At 29.6% G+C, this 18,662-nt stretch carries 12 protein-coding genes; 6 read left to right on the forward strand and 6 right to left on the reverse strand.

Annotation, left to right across the window (positions count from 1 at the left end; translation table 11 throughout):
- Positions 1–152: 152 nt before the first annotated feature.
- A complete protein-coding gene (gene mdtH, locus M9407_RS00345) occupies positions 153–1,376 on the reverse strand; it encodes a multidrug efflux MFS transporter MdtH (RefSeq protein ID WP_250237192.1) in 1,224 nt (407 codons plus the stop codon).
- 605 nt (positions 1,377–1,981) lie between these two features.
- Here mdtH and murJ point away from each other — a divergent pair.
- Positions 1,982–3,529 carry a murein biosynthesis integral membrane protein MurJ gene (gene murJ, locus M9407_RS00350; RefSeq protein WP_250237194.1) on the forward strand — a complete coding sequence of 516 codons (1,548 nt, stop codon included), beginning with the start codon at positions 1,982–1,984 and terminating at the stop codon, positions 3,527–3,529.
- Between the two features lie 23 nt (positions 3,530–3,552).
- Here the strand turns inward: murJ and argS are convergent, their stop codons facing one another.
- A complete protein-coding gene (argS, locus tag M9407_RS00355; protein WP_250237196.1) occupies positions 3,553–5,298 on the reverse strand; it encodes an arginine--tRNA ligase in 1,746 nt (581 codons plus the stop codon).
- Positions 5,299–5,932: 634 nt separating this feature from the next.
- Here argS and aspS point away from each other — a divergent pair.
- On the forward strand, positions 5,933–7,657 hold the full coding sequence (gene aspS, locus M9407_RS00360) for an aspartate--tRNA ligase (RefSeq protein ID WP_250237199.1): 1,725 nt from the start codon (positions 5,933–5,935) through the stop codon (positions 7,655–7,657).
- A 288-nt stretch (positions 7,658–7,945) separates the two neighbouring features.
- A complete protein-coding gene (gene mepM, locus M9407_RS00365) occupies positions 7,946–9,304 on the forward strand; it encodes a murein DD-endopeptidase MepM (RefSeq protein ID WP_284309713.1) in 1,359 nt (452 codons plus the stop codon).
- Positions 9,305–9,470: 166 nt separating this feature from the next.
- On the opposite strand, the gene pyk is transcribed toward mepM, so the two are convergent.
- Positions 9,471–10,919 carry a pyruvate kinase gene (gene pyk, locus M9407_RS00370; RefSeq protein ID WP_250230871.1) on the reverse strand — a complete coding sequence of 483 codons (1,449 nt, stop codon included), beginning with the start codon at positions 10,917–10,919 and terminating at the stop codon, positions 9,471–9,473.
- Positions 10,920–11,589: 670 nt separating this feature from the next.
- Here pyk and zwf point away from each other — a divergent pair.
- From zwf to cspE, 3 genes are all read left to right on the forward strand, one after another.
- Positions 11,590–13,074 (forward strand): glucose-6-phosphate dehydrogenase, encoded by a 1,485-nt coding sequence (gene zwf / locus M9407_RS00375; RefSeq protein ID WP_250237203.1) that lies wholly within the window; start codon positions 11,590–11,592, stop codon positions 13,072–13,074.
- Between the two features lie 230 nt (positions 13,075–13,304).
- Entirely contained in the window at positions 13,305–14,234 is a 930-nt protein-coding gene (gene htpX / locus M9407_RS00380) for a protease HtpX (RefSeq protein ID WP_250237205.1), read from the forward strand.
- A 614-nt stretch (positions 14,235–14,848) separates the two neighbouring features.
- Positions 14,849–15,058, forward strand: coding sequence for a transcription antiterminator/RNA stability regulator CspE (cspE, locus tag M9407_RS00385; protein ID WP_011282991.1), 210 nt, complete (start codon positions 14,849–14,851; stop codon positions 15,056–15,058).
- 317 nt (positions 15,059–15,375) lie between these two features.
- Here the strand turns inward: cspE and M9407_RS00390 are convergent, their stop codons facing one another.
- From M9407_RS00390 to manX, 3 genes are all read right to left on the reverse strand, one after another.
- Entirely contained in the window at positions 15,376–16,242 is an 867-nt protein-coding gene (locus M9407_RS00390) for a PTS mannose transporter subunit IID (RefSeq protein WP_250237207.1), read from the reverse strand.
- A 26-nt stretch (positions 16,243–16,268) separates the two neighbouring features.
- The gene (locus M9407_RS00395) at positions 16,269–17,078 is read right to left on the reverse strand and encodes a PTS mannose/fructose/sorbose transporter subunit IIC (protein ID WP_250237209.1); all 810 of its coding nucleotides are present in this window, start codon (positions 17,076–17,078) and stop codon (positions 16,269–16,271) included.
- Between the two features lie 75 nt (positions 17,079–17,153).
- Positions 17,154–18,128 carry a PTS mannose transporter subunit IIAB gene (gene manX / locus M9407_RS00400; RefSeq protein ID WP_250237211.1) on the reverse strand — a complete coding sequence of 325 codons (975 nt, stop codon included), beginning with the start codon at positions 18,126–18,128 and terminating at the stop codon, positions 17,154–17,156.
- Between the last annotated feature and the right edge of the window lie 534 nt (positions 18,129–18,662).

Here is an 18,662-nt window from a genome sequence, read left to right on the forward strand (position 1 = left end):
AGTCAAATATGATTAATCAAATTATCGATTAAATTGAGTAATGTTAATTGTATGCATGTGTCTGCGTTTAGGTATGAAAAAATATCTGCATTCATATCAAGTTCCAGTAATTAGTAGGTAGTGGTGAATTCGTATTATTGTTTTATCGTTAATCACAGTTTACGTTTCTTATCATGATGATTACTAAGTAAAGATTGAAAAGAATAATATTTAAATTGACAATATAATCCTAATAACGTAATCAGGCCTATTATACTTAAAATGATCCAAGGTAATTGCATAAAATTTTGTGCTTTCCCAATATCATATAACCATCCACTGCCACTATATCCTACAGTACCTCCTAAAGCTAGACTTAATTTGCTAAAACCTATGTAACTACTACGTGCTTTATAGTCCGTTAATAGCGCTCCCAAAGTTTCTCTTGCAGGTTCGGCAATAATAGATCCTATGTAGAATAAGCTAATTAGAATTAATAAAGTATGTAAGTTTTTGACTAATCCAATAGGAAATAAACTAATTATCATAGTTATTAATCCTACCATCAAGCGTGTTTCTAATTTGAAATATTTTTCGCTCCACCAAGTTATAGGCATGATTAATAATAAAGATAAAATTGCTTCTATGATATACATCCATTTGATATATGATAATTGACCGGATACTTCATGAATGCGAATGGGTAACATTAACATTACTTGAGCTGATAAAATGTAATAACCAGTTAATGTGAAGACATAAATTACAAATCGTTGATTATTAAGTACTTTTTTTATTCCTTCTAATAATGAAGCATGGGAACTAGAAATTTTGTATGCAGGTAACCGCCAAGCATTAAACACTCCGGCGATAAAAAATAATATTGCTCCGGTAAAACATACTAATTTGAAGTTATATTGCAATAACCATGTACCTAGCACAATTCCGATGATGGCGCACATACTGTCTTCTAGCATTAATACAGAATAAAACCTCCCTAATTCCCATGGACGTACTAATTTGATTACTAATGCAGTACGTGGCGGATCAAATAACGTGCCACCTAATGCCGATAACATACATGATAAACATAGTAGCATGGGGGTGTTTGCAACGCTCATTATAATAAACCCTAAAGTACGAATGAATAACCCAGATACAATCATAGGCTTAGCTCCTAATTTGTCAGCAAAAGCGCCACTAAAAATGCCTAGTCCTTGCTGAATAAATTGTCTTAGTCCTAAAGCAAATCCTACTAAAAAAGCACCCCATCCTAGTTGCTCGACAAAATATATTGAAATCAGTGGAAAAACAACATAAAACCCTACAACTACAAACATGTTATCTATAATTAAAAAATATTTACCCAATCTTCTAGCTTTAGATATTGTATACATGAGTCACCGTTTATATATTTTCGTATACATTATTATTTATTGTATGCACGAAAATTATTTTAAAATGATTATAATTTTTTAATTTTTAAGTATAGTGAAAATTAATATGTATCTTCTATTTTCTATAAGATATTTACATATAATAATTATTGGTATTGTTTACAGTTTATTTTTTGTATATGTTATTTTAGGCATAAAATTTTAAAAAAATAGGAGTAACTATATTTATTGAAGATTAAAAAAATTATATGTATATATTTATGTATAACCAATTTTTTTTAGAAAAATCAAAGAAGTATTTTAAGTGATCATCTTTTAAAATATGTGAAATAAGAAATATGATTTTTGTCATTGGTTATTTTTTCATGAGTACTATGTTTTATACGTATTAGCATGCATATACTATATCAGAGATATGTAATAATTGTAATTATATGTGAACTGTATTAGTATTTCAAATATATGATTTTTAAAAGATTTTTAAATGTTCTTCTGGAAATAATTTTAAAAATTGTACATAAAATTGGAGCAATTATTATAAGTTATAAGAAAATAGTGTTTTGTGTTGTTGTGTTAATACTAAATACTAAAAATTTTTTAATACGATGAACCTGTTAAAGTCTTTGACCGCGATAAGTTTTATAACTATTTTATCTCGTATTTTGGGTTTTATTAGAGATACTATCATGGCTCGAATGTTTGGAGTCAGTATTATGACAGATGCATTCTTTATTGCTTTTAAGTTGCCTAATTTATTAAGACGTATTTTTGCTGAAGGAGCATTTTATCAAGTTTTTCTTCCTATATTATCAGAATATCAATGTCGAGAAAGTAAAGAAGAAATACGATTGTTTATTTCTAGAGTATCTGCCTTGTTAATAGTTACTGTAACAGTTGTAGTATTCATTGGTTTGTTGATAGCGCCTTGGATTATTATGGTTATTGCTCCAGGTTTTAATAGTTCTTCAGAAAAATTTATTATGACTATTGAGATGTTTCGAGTGATGCTTCCTTATATTTTATTAGTATCATTGACATCATTAATGGGGGCGATTTTGAATGCTTGTAATTTTTTTGTAGTTCCAGCGTTCACTCCTATTTTTTTAAATATTAGCATGATAAGTTATATGTTATTTACAGGATATTCATATTTTTATATTCCTATTATGGGATTGGCTTGGTCAGTAATTGTAGGGGGAGTATTACAGTGTCTTTATTGTTTGTTATTTTTAAAAAAAATTAATATGTTAGTTACCCCAAAAATGCAATTTTATGATAATAGGGTATATAGAATATGCCGATCCATGGTGCCTGCTGTGATTGCGGTTTCAAGTAGTCAAGTATCATTAATTATTAATACTGTTTTTGCGTCTTTTTTAAGAGATGGTTCTGTTTCTTGGATGTATTATGCTGATAGGTTAATGGAATTACCTATTGGAGTTTTTGGTGTGACATTAAGCACTATTTTAGTGCCGTATTTATCTCGTTTTATTTCTAGGAAAAATTATGGAGATTATTTTTATTTAATGAATTGGGGTATGAGGTTATGTTTTATATTCAGTTTACCTAGCGCTCTTATTTTGGGTGTTTTGTCTGAACCGTTAGTAATAACGTTGTTTAAGTATGGAAAATTTTTAGAATTTGATGTGTTAATGACACAATATTCTGTAATTGCGTATGCAATCGGTTTGCCTGGGTTAATTTTTACCAAAGTATTGACATCTGGTTTTTATGCTCTCCGTGATATTAAAACCCCAGTGTATATAGTTATTATTGTGCTTTTTTTTACTCAATTTATAAATTTGGTATGCATTAATACATTAAAGCATGTTGTTTTTTCTTTTTCTGTCAGTTTGGGTGCATGGCTAAATGCAGGGTTGTTGTATTGGAAATTTAAAAAAAAATATTTATTCCAATTGCAAGCTGGATGGTTATGTTTTTGTTGCCAATTAATGATTGCTCTTTTTGTAATGTATATAGTATGCATAGGATTATTAACGTATGTATCTAGTTGGGATCAAGGAAATATCGTATATAGATTAATTAAAATGATAGGGGTTTTGATATTAGTTAGCAGTAGTTATGGTATAACGTTATGGGGTGTAGGCATGCGTCTAAAAGATTTTATTTTTTTGAGTAAAGATTTATATTGATGTAATACAAGATATATTCATTATCACATATGTCTTACCGTTTTAATTCCCAATAAATTTAATCCTTTTTTTAAAATACGACCAGTAATTAATGCTAATTTTAATCTACTATATTTTGTATGTGTATTATGCGCTTTGATAATGGGACAATTTTCATAAAAGGAGGAAAATAATACGGATAATTTATATAAATAAGAACATAGCATGTGAGGAGTTCCTTGATTTGATACTGCAACAATCGTTTCTTCAAATTGAAGTAAACAAATTGCTAACAACATTTCTTCTTCAGTTTCTAATTGAATATTATTTTTTTTTAATTGAAAATTAGGTTGTTTAGATCGTTTAAAAATAGAAAAAATCCTGGTACATGCATATTGTACATAAGGCGCCGTATTTCCTTCGAAGTTTAACATGTTATTCCAATCAAATATATAATCTGTAGTACGATTTTTTGATAGCTCAGAATATTTAATAGCGCCTATACTAATAATATGTGCTAGTTTATTGATTTCAGTATATTTTAAATTAGGGTTTTTGTTTGATATTAAACAACGAGCGCGTTCTAAAGCTTCATCTAATAATGTTTTTAATTTCAGTGCGTTTCCAGATCGTGTTTTAAATGGCTTACCGTCTTTCCCAAGTAACATACCACACATATGGTGTTCTAATAATACTGATTTTCCTATATAACCTGCTTTATCAGCAATTTCCCATGCTTGTATTAGATGTTGTTTTTGCCGAGAATCAATATAGTAAATAATTCTATCGGCATGTAGTACCTTGCAACGATATTTTATGCAAGCAATATCAGTAGTGCTGTATAAATAAGCTCCGTCTTTTTTTTGAACAATGACCCCAAAAGGAGTACCGTGTTTGTTATGATGCTTCTCGAGAAGTACCACAGTAGCTCCATTACTTGTGACGGCTAAGCCTTTATTTTTTAAATCTGACACAATGTTAGGAAGCATATCATTATAAAAACTTTCTCCTATAATGTCGCTTTTTTTTAAGTTAATATTTAATCGTACGTATATGTTTTGATTGCTTAAAATGGAAATTTCTACTAGACGTTTCCATATTTGACGATAATATCGATCGCCTTTTTGCAGTTTTAGAACGTAACTTCGAGATAATTCAGCAAAATCAGGATCAATATCATATTTTTTTTTAGCTTCTCGGTAAAAATGTTCTAACGTAGATAATTGTATAGTTTCATTTAGTAAACATTCAGTTTGTGTGTTTTTCTCTATATAGGCGATCAGCATACCGAATTGAGTACCCCAATCCCCTATGTGGTTGACTCGAATGACATGATGCCCTAAAAAAGATAAGATGCGTGCAATACTATCTCCGATAACAGTTGAACGCAAATGCCCAACATGCATTTCTTTTGCAACATTTGGTCCAGAATAGTCAATAACAATAGTTTTTGATGTAGCTGGAGTAATACCTAAATGAGATGCGGAAAAAATATTATTAATTTGATTGGATATCCATGTTGGATTTAAAAATATATTAATAAATCCTGGTTTTTCAAGTTTTATTGTATGAGCAACATCATTTAAATTAATAAATTTTATGAATTTTTTAGCGAGTTCTTCCACAGGTATATTTAATTTATTAGAGATAGCTATTAATCCATTAATTTGATAGTTCCCAAATTTTCTTTTTGTTGATTGTTGTACTTGTATCAGATGAAAAAAGGATTCATTTGTAATTGCACGTAAAGCTTGATGAATTTTTTTTAATAAAAATTTTTGAATATTCATATAAAGGTTTTAAAAATGTATTATTTTCTATATTAGAAATGTAATTGATTTGTTTTGATATAAAGCAAAACTATATTTTGTAATTGTATAAATATTTTAAAGTTATTTTGTATTTGTCTGATATATTCATGTTGTGTTTATAACACTTAGATTATTGAATTATTATTGGTAATTATGTAGTTTTTTATGTGATTTTTTTCAAGACAAATAGTAACAATTACATGTGAAATAAAATATATTTTATTTCACATGTAATTGAAGTTTTAATTTTATTTGTAATAAAAATATCATAAATAAAAACCATATACAAGGATACATATGTATCCTTGTATATGGTTTTGTTGTGTGTTATTTATTTTAAATGATTAAGTGTTATAATATTATTTAAATAAAATATAAGGTAAATTTAAATTACGGTTAATTTAAACAAATTTTAGTGTAGTGTAGAAACAGGTTCTATAATATTTTTTTCAGATTATTCACATTATGTAGAAATAGTTTTTGTTTTTATGAATTTTTGAAAACAAAAGCGTATGTGTTTTTATAAGTTATAATATACATGTGTTTAATTGATATGTAATTTTCTGTAAAATAGGTATTATCTAATTCGATATTCATGATTAGAGGTATTTGTATGCGTACTGCATATTGCGGTCAATTAAATTTGGCTCATGTGGGTTTAGAGGTTACATTATGCGGGTGGATCAATAAATATCGTAATTTTGGTGGGTTAATTTTTATTGATTTGCGTGATAGAGAAGGATATGTACAGGTTTGTTTTGATGTGAATCACAACAAAGAAGTGTGTATATCTGCTACTAAATTGAAACAAGAATTTTGTATACAGTTAATAGGTATGGTTCGTGCACGTCCTAAAAACCAAATTAATAGCAATATATCTACTGGTGCTATTGAAGTAATAGCGAAAAAATTTTCTATTCTTAATATTTCTGATCCATTACCATTGGATATCAGTAAAAATAATATTGAAGAAAATAGATTAAAGTATCGCTATCTTGATTTAAGACGTTCTATTATGTTTTATCGAATAAAAACTCGATCGCGTATTATGTCAATTGTTCATCGTTTTATGGAATTAGAGGGATTTTTGAATATTGAAACGCCGATGTTAACAAAAGTTACTCCAGAGGGTTCTCGTGATTATATTGTTCCTAGTAGATTACACACGGGTAAAAATTATGCTTTACCTCAATCACCTCAAATATTTAAACAATTGTTAATGGTTTCTGGTTTTGATAGATATTATCAGATTACTAAATGTTTTCGGGATGAAGATTCACGTGCAAATCGTCAGCCAGAGTTTACTCAAATAGATATTGAAACTTCTTTTATGACAACACAAAAAATACGAGAACTTATGGAAATTTTTATTCGTATTATTTGGCGTGAAATTTTAAACGTAGAATTGGGAGTATTTTCTCAGTTTACATATTCTGAAGTGATGCAACGTTTTGGATCTGATTCTCCAGATTTAAGAAATCCAATAGAAATGTTTGATGTATCATATTTATTTAAGTCAACACAAAATAGGTTGTCATTTATTAGAGCAAATAATATTGATGTTGAGGTAATAGCTATGAAGGTACCTAATGGTAGACAACTAACACAAAGACAAATCGATGAGTATATTGATTATTCTAAAAAATGTGGTTTGAAGGAATTAATGTGGGTTAAGGTTCAATTTAGTGAAAATGATATTACTAAAAAAGAAATTCAAGGATCAGTTACTAATTTTATAGATAATTTAACTTTAGATATTATTCTAAATAAAATTAATATTAAAAATAATGACATTTTGTTTTTTGGGTTTAATGATAATAAAAACCAATCTATCACAAAAATGTTAAGTTCTTTAAGATTAAAATTAGGTAATGATCTGTGTTTAATTAAGAAAGATTCTTGGGCTCCGTTGTGGATAATAGATTTCCCGATGTTTAAAAAAAACAGCCATGGGGAATATATATCTATGCATCATATGTTTACTTCTCCAAAAAATTGTGACGTTCAAATGTTAAAGAAAGATCCGTTATTAGTCATTTCAGAAGCTTATGATATGGTGATTAATGGTTGCGAGATTGGTAGTGGATCAGCGCGTATTCATTCATTTGATATACAACAAGCAGTATTTAATATTTTAGGTATTACTAAAAACGATCAGAAAAAAAAATTTGGGTATTTCATGGATGCATTAAAATATGGAGCGCCTCCACATGCTGGTTTAGCATTTGGATTGGATCGGATAGCTATGTTACTAACTGGATCTAAGAGCATTCGGGAGGTGATTGCGTTTCCTAAAACTACAGCATCAGTAGATATAATGGCTAATGCACCTGATTAATTTATGCATCAAGTAGGGGTGTTTGGTATTGTAGTATTTATGTGAGTAGATTTTTTTATATTATAAAAAATATTTAAGAAGGTTATTGTAGATATTTTAAAAAATAAAAGTAATCAATAGATTGTTATGTGTAACTATTTGTTACAAGATACATAAGTAATGTGATTGTTTTATTGAGAGACAGCGTTAGAATTAAAGTCATTTGTATTTTTTTCTGTAATAATTTCTTTTAATTTTGGTTAGAATGATTCTCTTTTTGTTGGAGATCGTAATATAGGCTATTAATTAGTGCATAGTATTATTGTTAGTGCTATTAAGTTATTATATCGTTATATGTATAAGCATTATTTTGTAATGTTATTTGTGTTTCTATTAATGGTTATGATTGTAACGGTTTGCGAAGTTTTTATTTCATGTACGTTAAATAAAAATAAAAAAAATTCTAATAAAGCACTTCTTATTCAGAACCGTGAGTTTCATCAATTTGAAATTATGAAAAATGGAAAATTCTTCAATAGTGTCATAGTTCGTTCTAATATTTTGAAGAAACACTGGTATTTTAATAAATCATCACAAGAAATAAACATGTATAACTATACAGTATCTCAGAATGAGATATTGAGTAAAATTTTAATAAAATATAGCAGCAATGGTATCGATGCTTCTGAAATTACTCTTTTACTACAACAGTATCCAGAATTAAGACAGATAAAAATGGGGCAAATACTTTCTTGGATAATAATTACAAAAAAAAAATTACAATGTTTAGTTTGGGATATTTTTCCGCAGGAAATTCGTGTCTACAATCGTATGGATGCTAGTTTTACAGAAGGAATTATTAAATTTGTAAATCAATTAAATGATGGGTTATCTCCTTCAATTTTATTTATAGGTAAATTAAGCGGAACATTTATTGATAGTGCTCGTTCTTTAGGTATAGAGGAAAATTGCATTATGGATATAATTAATGCATTACAATATCAATTAGATTTTCACAAACTACATCAGGGAGATAAATTTTCTGTGTTAATATCGATAATGATGAATGATGACCATAGTATTAAAAGCACATTACTTGGAGCGAGATTGTATACTGCTGGTAAAGATTACTATGTATTTCGTGCAAATAACGGTAAATTGTATGATCGTGAAGCTGTGAGATTAGGAAGTAATTTTATACGATTTCCTACATTAAAACCATTTCGTGTGTCTTCTAATTTTAATTTAAATAGATTAAATCCTGTGACTGGTCAAGTGTCTCCTCATTCTGGAGTTGATTTTGCCGTACCAATAGGTACTCCTGTTGTATCTGTAGGGGATGGAGAAGTTATCGTCAGCGCATATAGCAAAATTGCTGGTAATTATGTGGCAATTAGGCACAATTGCCATTGTATCACTCGATATATGCATTTAAAAAAGTTATTAGTTAAACCTGGACAAAGAGTTAAATTAGGCGACAGCATAGCGCTATCCGGAAATACAGGTCGATCGACAGGACCTCATTTACATTTTGAAATATGGATCAATCATCGTCCCGTAAACCCATTGACTACTACATTATTAAATATTGAGAAGCTATCAGGCCCTGAACGTACGATATATTTAAATCAAGTAAAAGAAATTCTTTCTCAATTACGTTTTGATTAGATGTATTTAATTGTATAATTTTTTAATAATATAGTTTTTATTTGGTTTCTTTTTTAAGATAGTTTACTCGCATGCATGCGAGTTTTTTAAGTAATATTACATATCATATACGTGATGATATCATGAATTTTTCATGTAATTGCAAAAATATTTCAATCAATGATAATTATTCTACTTGTAGAATGTGACTAATATTAATTACATCACACTTATTGTATATATCATTTTGTATCACAACCACTAATTCACCAGATAGCAGAAGTCCTTTGTCGCGTAACAAATTACTAGCATACTTGGCGTCTATCACGTTATTCCCTATTCTATTAAAATAAATAGGAATAACTCCTTTGTAGAGAGTAACTATATTTAAAGTGCGTTTGTGTTGGGATAGCGCAAAAATAGGTAATTTTGAATTGATACGAGACATCAATAACGTAGTACTTTCAAATTCAGTCAAAGCAATAACAGCGCTTACTCCTGTTAGATGATTAGCAGTGTACATTGCCGATATAGCGATAGCTTCTTCGATATCATTAAATTTTTTTTTTTGGCTGATGTCTGATAAAAAATTGATGTTTGAATTTTTTTCGGCACCTAAACATACATTAGCCATAGCTGTTACAGTTTCAGATGGATATTGACCTGTAGCGGTTTCAGCGGATAACATAACTGCGTCAGTGCCATCCAATACTGCATTGGCTACGTCCATTACTTCTGCGCGAGTAGGCATAGAATTATAAATCATAGATTCCATCATTTGAGTTGCGGTAATGACTGCGCGATTAAGAGCACGTGCTCTTTGTATTATTTTTTTTTGTACACCCACTAGTTCTGGTTCTCCAATTTCTACTCCTAAATCTCCTCGGGCTACCATGACTGCGTCTGATGCGTGGATGATATCGTCTATTGTTTCGTCGGATGCAACTACTTCTGCGCGTTCTATTTTAGAAATAATTTTTGCATGACTGCCGGCATCGACAATTAATTTTCGTGCACAATTTAAATCTATACTGCTACGGGGAAATGATATCGCTAGGTAGTCAACTCCAATTTGAGCCGCGGTAATAATATCAATTTTGTCCTTGTCTGTTAAGACTTTTGCTGAAAGCCCCCCTCCTAATTTGTTTAAGCCTTTGTTGTTGTATAATATACCTCCAATAATTACTTTAGTATATATTTTAGTATTATGGATTGTTACAACTTTTAACTGAATTCTTCCATCATCTAATAGAAGTAAATCCTCTGGGTGTACGTCTTGCGCGAGTTCTTCGTAATCAACGCCTACGCATTTGTGATCACCTGTATTGTTGTTCGTCATCATGGCATTAATTAACAAGTTATCTCCAGATTTTAAATATATTTTGTTTCCTTGAAAAGTTGAGATACGGATTTTAGGTCCTTGTAAATCTCCGAGAATAGCAATGTATGTACTTAGTTTGGAGGCTATTTTCCGTACTTTTTCTGCTCGGACAAAGTGTTCTTGTGTTTTTCCATGAGAAAAATTTAGTCGTACGATATTTGCTCCTGAGATAATTATTTTTTCAAGGTTGTTACCTTTATCTGTAGCAGGACCTAAAGTAGCGATAATTTTAGTTCTTCTCAATTGTTGAGACATAATAGTTCCTTATGCAACTTAAATGTAAATAACCAATATTAAAAAATGGTGATCATTAATTATGTCATTAATGTATTATAATTTATGTTTATTTTATATTAAATTTTAATATACTATATAATAATGTATATTTTATATATAAAATATTTGTTCTTGATATTTATAAAATAATTAATTAATTTTTTTGGAAATATTAGCAACGTTAATGTAGTAGCGTTTAAGATTATGAATATTAATTGATAATCTATCGATTAGATAAATACATAGATAACTACAGTTGTAGTGGGTATTATTTTTTAATATAAAATAAACTATTCAATTATGTACAAACTTATGATACGTTAATTCAGGGATTATAAAATATGTATTATTATATATTTTATTAATCTTTAGGCATATCTAATTTTTAGATATATAGTTTGATTATATATCTTAAAAAGCATAAAAATGCTCTAAAACCATTGTGAAAATATAAAGACAATTAATATTAATATTACAAATGATGCCTAATTTTTTTTACGGATTATTACTTTTATAAACCCAAATTTAATTAAGGCTACTTATTATTGTATTTTTGATTAAATATAACAAGCTTGTACTTGTTATATGGCCTACCTATATATGATGGATATTAAAAACTTATATTCATCTAACATATCAGAGAACAAATATGAGATCAACATCTATTACTCAAGCATGTAATTTAATTATTTTTGGAGCTAAAGGTGATTTGGCACGTAGAAAATTGTTTCCATCATTATATCAATTGGAAAAAATAGGCGCTATTCATCCTGACACACGTATTATAGGAGTAGGTCGTGCAGAATGGAGTCTTGTTATGTATATCGAAGTTATATATGTTGCTTTAAAAACATTTATGTCGGATCCCATTGACGAATCGCTATGGCATGTGTTCAGAGCACGACTTGATTTTTGTAATTTAGATGTATATCAAACTGAACGATTTGTTTTGTTGTTAGATAAGCTAAAAAGTATAGATATGGTAACAGTGAATTATCTTGCTATGCCTCCTGATACATTTGGTGTTATATGCAAAGGGTTAAGCACTATTGGATTAAATAAACAATCAAATCGTGTAGTTATAGAAAAACCGTTGGGTACTAATTTAGCTTCTGCTCGTATTATTAATGCGCAGATATCAGAATATTTTGAAGAAAATCAAATTTATCGTATTGATCATTATTTAGGAAAAGAAACGGTTTTGAATTTGTTGGCATTGCGTTTCGCAAATTATTTGTTTTCTTCGAATTGGGATAATAATACTATTGATCACGTGCAAATCACTGTGGCGGAAGAAGTAGGTATTGAAGGTCGTTGGAAATATTTTGATTCGGTAGGGCAAATGCGTGATATGATACAAAGTCATTTATTACAGATTTTGACTATCATAGCAATGTCGCCTCCAACTAATTTAAGCGCTGATTGTATTCGAGATGAAAAAGTTAAAGTACTTCATTCATTAAGGAAAATTAATTGCAATAACGTACATGATGTTACGGTGCGTGGACAATATACGTCTGGTTTTATTCAAGGGAAACCAGTTCCTGGTTATTTAGAAGAAGAAGGGGCTAATAAAAGCAGTAATACTGAAACATTTGTATCTATTTGTGTCAACATAGATGATTGGCGTTGGACTGGTGTTCCATTTTATCTACGTACCGGGAAAAGGTTACCTATTAAATGTTCTGAAATTGTAATTTTTTTTAAAAAACCAATGATTAATTTATTTCCTGATTCATATAAAGATCTGCCTAATAATAAGTTGACTATTCGATTACAGCCAGATGAAGGGATAGATGTTCAGATTTTGAATAAAGTACCTGGATTAGGTCATAAACATCGATTACATACTACTAAATTAAATTTAAGTTTTTATAAAGATTTTTGCCCAGAACATGTAGTTGATGCATACGAACGATTATTGTTAGAGACTATGCGCGGTATCCAAGTATTATTTGTTCGTTGTGATGAAATAGAAGGTGCTTGGAAATGGGTTGATTCTATTGTGCAAGCTTGGGAATTGGAAAATGACGCCCCTAAGCTTTATCAAGCTGGTACTTGGGGCCCTACAGATTCTGTGACTATGATTGCTAAAGATGGTCGTTTTTGGAATGAATATAAATTTCATACGTAATGATTTTATACATTATAGTAATCATTAATTTGTTTATTTTAATTAATAGAAGTTTAAAATTTTTTATTTTAAAAAACATTTATGATAATTGGGTGTTCTTAATTGTTTAAAAAATTAATATCGAAGTGTTTTTATTGCATATAAAAGATTCTTAAAAAATTGAAATTATCTATATCATTGGATATTGTGTAAATATTTAGGTCTTTTTATTAAATAGGAAGATGGTTTTTATGATGCGTATTATATTGCTTTTAATTACTAATTTATCAGTAATAATATTATTTGGTAGTATATTGAGCTTGTTGGGATGTAGGTCCTCTACTACATTTGAATTAATGAGAATGGCTGGAATATTTGGTTTCGGAGGCGCGGTTATTTCGCTATTGTTATCTAAATCTATAGCTTTATCTGCAGTTCATGGCGTGATTATTAGTAAAGCATCTAATGATGTAGAACATTTATTGTTAAAAATAATACACGATCAGGCTAAGAAATTAGATATTGGTGCGCCACAGTTGGCTATTTACGATTCTATAGATATGAATGCTTTTGCTACGGGAGCAACAAGAAATTCGGCATTAATAGCCGTTAGTACTGGTCTTTTAAAAAATATGAATCAAGAGTCAATTAAGGCTGTTGTTGCTCATGAAATGAATCATATTGCTTCCGGAGATATGATTACTATGACCCTTATTCAAGGTATAATTAATACTTTTGTGATTTTTGTGTCGCGTAGTCTTGCCGCGATGATATTTTATTGGACTTCATTTGCAAATGATCAACATGATGAGCAGATTGATATCCCTAGCAGCAATTATTGTGATATAAATAATTCTATAGCATATATTATTGTATCAACGATTTTAGAGATTGTGTTCGGTATATTTGCTAGTATCATCGTGTTTTGGTTTTCACGTCATCGTGAATTTTATGCGGATGCGGGTGCCGCTAAATTAGTAGGATGTAGAAACGTTATTGCTGCTTTACAAGAATTAAAAAATAGTCATGAACTTAACACGTCTAATAGTATTACTACTTTGTATATTAATAGTGTAAAAAAAAGTATATTAAGTAATTTATTCGCATCTCATCCTTCTTTAGATAAGCGGATAGAAGCATTACAACATGGTATTTATTTAAATAAGTCGTCTTATTTTTAAATAAGTAACTTTGATTAAAGATGAAAATCATTGTTTTTATGAGTTTATGTAAAGGGTTGTGTGTTGTATGATTTACAAAGTAAAAAATAAATGCTATCTTACTTGTAGCACTTAGTATGAGCGTAACGTTTTTATAGAAATATTTATTTTAATTTAATTATGTTCTAAAATAACGAAAAAATTTGTTTTGTTTTTAGGTTTTATGTGGTAGAAATGGTAGTGTAGATTAGTTCTTTATTTATATGTAAAATCTTTTAGATATTGTTATTAATTGAATAAATTGGTTTACATCATAGTGATGTGTGTTGGATTGCATCGTTACTTCAGTATGTTTTTTGAATTATTCTTGTTAGTGATGATCGTGAAGATATAAATGAAAGATGTTTTATATATTATTAGTAGGATCATTTAATCATAGGATTAGGTGATGAAATGTCAGGTAAACCGAGATATGCTTCCGTATATAAGTAGTATTTTGATAACTTCAGTAAAGAAGTGTTATGTATGAATAATATAATTTCCTCTTATTTGAATGTTTCGCGAGAATAATAACTCTGGTTTGTCTTTTAATCGCTGTTACGGCAAATGTAAACACTCTAAAGGAAATACGTAAGATGGCAAAAATTAAAGGTCAAGTAAAATGGTTTAATGAATCTAAAGGTTTTGGTTTTATTACACCGTCAGATGGTAGTAAAGATGTATTTGTACATTTTTCTGCCATTCAAGGAAATGGATTTAAAACTTTGTCTGAGGGACAAAGTGTAGAATTTGAAATTCAAGATGGACATAAAGGTCCGTCTGCTGTAAACGTGACGGCTTTATAATCTGTTGATTGTGATGTATGTGTATTTATATGAAATAAGGGTATTTTGAAAATAAACAGCGAGTATCATAGTACAAATTTACTGTTGATGTGAAATACATAGTATACATAGTGCTTTTTTAAAGTTTAAAAATATGTGCAGGTATATGAGAGAAGATGTGGTACTAATGTGTTAATTTAGTAATTTTGGTAAAGATCTTAAAATAATGGATGATGGTTACTGCTGTGATAGTAATTTAGAGCTACAAAAAAATAAGAGAACCTAAAAAGTAAAAGTATTTAGGTTCTCTTATTTTTTTGTAGCTCTAAATTACTTGTTTAAAGCCCTAATAGTCCTGTGCGGTACCCAACAATCCCGACCCCAAAAAATCCTATAATAATCCATAGTGCATTTATTTTTTTATTCAGTAACCACATGCAACCAAACGTTAACAATAAAGGAACAAATCCAGGCATGAGCTGATCTAAAATATTTTGTACAGTTGTGACTACTGTATTTCCATCATTATCAGTAATTTTAGAAAGTACGCATGGTATGTTTATATGTGTCCATTTGTTAACTAATGCTCCCATAACAAATAAACCTAAAATGGAAGAACCTTCTGTCAATTTTTGCAAAACCCCTCCTTCCATATCGTTAACAATGCTGATTCCTTTTTTATAACCATACGTGATGCCATAATAACGAGTAGCTAGTCTTGCTGTGTTGAACAAAACAAAAAATAGACACGGACCTAATAAATTCCCTCCTATGGCGATTCCTGCTCCTAGGGCAGCAAATACCGGTCTAGCGGTTCCCCAAAATATTGGATCACCTACTCCGGCTAAAGGCCCCATTAGTCCTACTTTTAAACCATTGATAGAAGCGTTATCTATAGTAGTAGCACCATTAGCCTTTTGTTCCTCCATGGCCATAGTGACTCCTAATATAGGGGCAGCGACATATGGGTGTGTATTGAAAAATTCTAAATGTCGTTTAATTGCTTCTTTTTGATCTTTACTATTTTTTGGGTATAAACGTCGGATTACTGGAATCATAGAAAAACAAAATCCTAATGCTTGCATACGTTCAAAATTCCAAGATCCTTGAAAAATATTAGAACGAATAAAAACTGCGCGTATATCATTTTTTTTTAATTTTATTGTTTTTGTTTTAGTATAGATTTTTTGAGGATTATTAATCATTATAATTACCTATTAATCTAGTCTTATTAATCTAGTTCATCATCAAGTTTACTTGGAGACTGAACAGTTGGGTTAGTTATATTTTGTTTGTTAACTTGATTATAACGTGGAGACAATTGGATGTACAGGATGGCCATAATTATACCAATGATACCCAATGCGACTAAATTGAAATCAGTAAAGGCTGTAATAACAAATCCTAGAAAAAAAAACGGCATTAAATATCCCGCGCGCATCATATTTATGACCATAGCATAACCAACTACAACAATAATACCTCCAGCAATATTTAGACCGTTAGTTATCACTTCTGGAATAGCATGGAGCATAGAGTGCACTGTTTCAGTTCCAACAGAAACTCCGACAATAGTAGCTGGAATTGAAACCCGCATAGCTTGTAACATGAGAGCTGTAATATGAATCCAACTTAAAATTTTTATATTACAGTGTTCAGCTGCTTTATCAGCGGCGTGTTGGAATGCTACAGTAATAGTGCGTACAATAATGGTCAATACTTGTCCGGTAGCAGCTAATGGAATTGCTAAAGCGATTCCAGCCCCGATAGATTGCTGTCCCATAATGACTAAAATAGTAGAAATAATTGAAGCTAAAGCAGTATCGGGTGCTACAGCAGCTCCTATATTCATCCATCCTAGTGCTATCATTTCTAGTGTGCCGCCAATAATGATCCCAGTTTTTATATCTCCTAAAATTAATCCAGTTAGCGTACATGCTATTAATGGTCTATGACACTGAAATTCGTCGAGTATTGAGCCCATTCCTATAATACAAGATGTAATAAACAATAAAATAATTTGAAGTGCGTTAATTTCCATTTCATTTCCTGAATATATGAAAATAAAATATAGTGTTTACATGAATTTATTAAATAAAATTGTATATTTAATTAATTAGGAATTATTTATTTTTTTTATTAATTGCATCATTTTTAATGATGGATCTGATGGCACTTTACGTACTTCTAATTCAATGCCATATTGATTAAGTTTTTTAAAAGCTTCAATATCTGTGTTATTTACTGATATAGCATTATTTATTTGTTTTTTATCTTTATAAAAAGCCATTCCCCCAATATTTACTGAATTGATAGGAACGCCGCCTTCAAAAAGACGCAAAACATCTGTAGGGTTAGTGAATAACATGATAACTTTATCTCCGGAGTATTTAGGATTATTGTATACACGTATAGCTTTATTGATATCTAGAACATGCGCAGTTATTCCAGGGGGGGTTACTTGAGTTAGTAAAGTTTTTCGGATCATGTCTTTAGATACTTCGTCGTTTACTACTATGATACGTTGAATATTGTATTCTTTAGCCCAACGAGTTACTACCTGTCCATGAATCAATCTATCATCAATACGTGCTAAGCAAATGATCATATGGTTTTTGTTATTTTTATCTGATAATTCAGGTGCGGTGGGGTGTTTAGTGATATCTTTTTCATCGTATAAATGATTATGAGCTAAGGAGTATTTTACTGATTTTATACTTTCACTACCAGATTTTAATGCGATTTGTACTAGTTCTTGAAAGGAGTGGATATTATCGCGCGCCATAAAAACTTCAATTAACATAGGGATGTTCATTCCTGTAACAATATCATATTTTTCTTTATTTAACACGATACTATGAGCGGCATTAAACGGGCTTCCTCCCCAGGTGTCCACTAAAAATAATACCCCTGCGCTTTTATTAAGATTTGATAGATGTACATGATATTTTTCAATTAATATTTTAGTGTTGTCTTCGGGCAATAAATCAACCCACGCAACATTTTGTTGTTTTCCTATGATCATTTCAGTGGTTTCAATCAATTTTTTAGATACAGAACCGTGAGCTCCTAATATTATAGCAATAGTCACTACTTTTTCCTCTTTTGAGTATTTTTAACAATTCCTCATTATTTTAAGTATTAAAATAATAGGAATTGTTTTCAATGTTATCGTACATAGGTTAACATTGTTTTGATATTTAAAAATAAAAAATATACTACTATAATGGTTTAGGTTATTTTTAATTTTTGTTTCAACCAATAGAAAGTATAGAATTAAAATAAACTTAATGTACTTCAAAAAAAATAACCGAGTGTATTATACTGTCTTTTTTGTCGTAATGATACATTATATTTAATGTTAGAATATTTATTTTCAATAATTTGAAGAGATATTTTATGCATTACCATAATAATGGTCTTATTATGTAAGTGATATCCACATAATTTTGTGGTTAAATATATATATATATATTTAATTTTTTATCAACACCCTCCTCTACACAAACTTGTATTTTGATCGTGTTTACTTTATTGCTGACAACTTCACTATGTAATCAGATATTTTAATATGTTTAATATAAATATGCCATGAGACGATTTGTTATCTAATGTTCAATGGAGA

The sequence above is a fragment of the Blochmannia endosymbiont of Camponotus sp. genome (assembly GCF_023586365.1).
GTDB lineage: Bacteria > Pseudomonadota > Gammaproteobacteria > Enterobacterales > Enterobacteriaceae > Blochmanniella.

Excerpts from the sequence above, each read along its gene's own strand:
- mdtH (WP_250237192.1), bottom strand. The coding sequence starts at position 1,376 with ATGTATACAATATCTAAAGCTAGAAGATTGGGTAAATATTTTTTAATT.
- murJ (WP_250237194.1), top strand. The coding sequence starts at position 1,982 with ATGAACCTGTTAAAGTCTTTGACCGCGATAAGTTTTATAACTATTTTA.
- argS (WP_250237196.1), bottom strand. The coding sequence starts at position 5,298 with ATGAATATTCAAAAATTTTTATTAAAAAAAATTCATCAAGCTTTACGT.
- aspS (WP_250237199.1), top strand. The coding sequence starts at position 5,933 with ATGCGTACTGCATATTGCGGTCAATTAAATTTGGCTCATGTGGGTTTA.
- pyk (WP_250230871.1), bottom strand. The coding sequence starts at position 10,919 with ATGTCTCAACAATTGAGAAGAACTAAAATTATCGCTACTTTAGGTCCT.
- zwf (WP_250237203.1), top strand. The coding sequence starts at position 11,590 with ATGAGATCAACATCTATTACTCAAGCATGTAATTTAATTATTTTTGGA.
- htpX (WP_250237205.1), top strand. The coding sequence starts at position 13,305 with ATGATGCGTATTATATTGCTTTTAATTACTAATTTATCAGTAATAATA.
- cspE (WP_011282991.1), top strand. The coding sequence starts at position 14,849 with ATGGCAAAAATTAAAGGTCAAGTAAAATGGTTTAATGAATCTAAAGGT.
- M9407_RS00390 (WP_250237207.1), bottom strand. The coding sequence starts at position 16,242 with ATGATTAATAATCCTCAAAAAATCTATACTAAAACAAAAACAATAAAA.
- M9407_RS00395 (WP_250237209.1), bottom strand. The coding sequence starts at position 17,078 with ATGGAAATTAACGCACTTCAAATTATTTTATTGTTTATTACATCTTGT.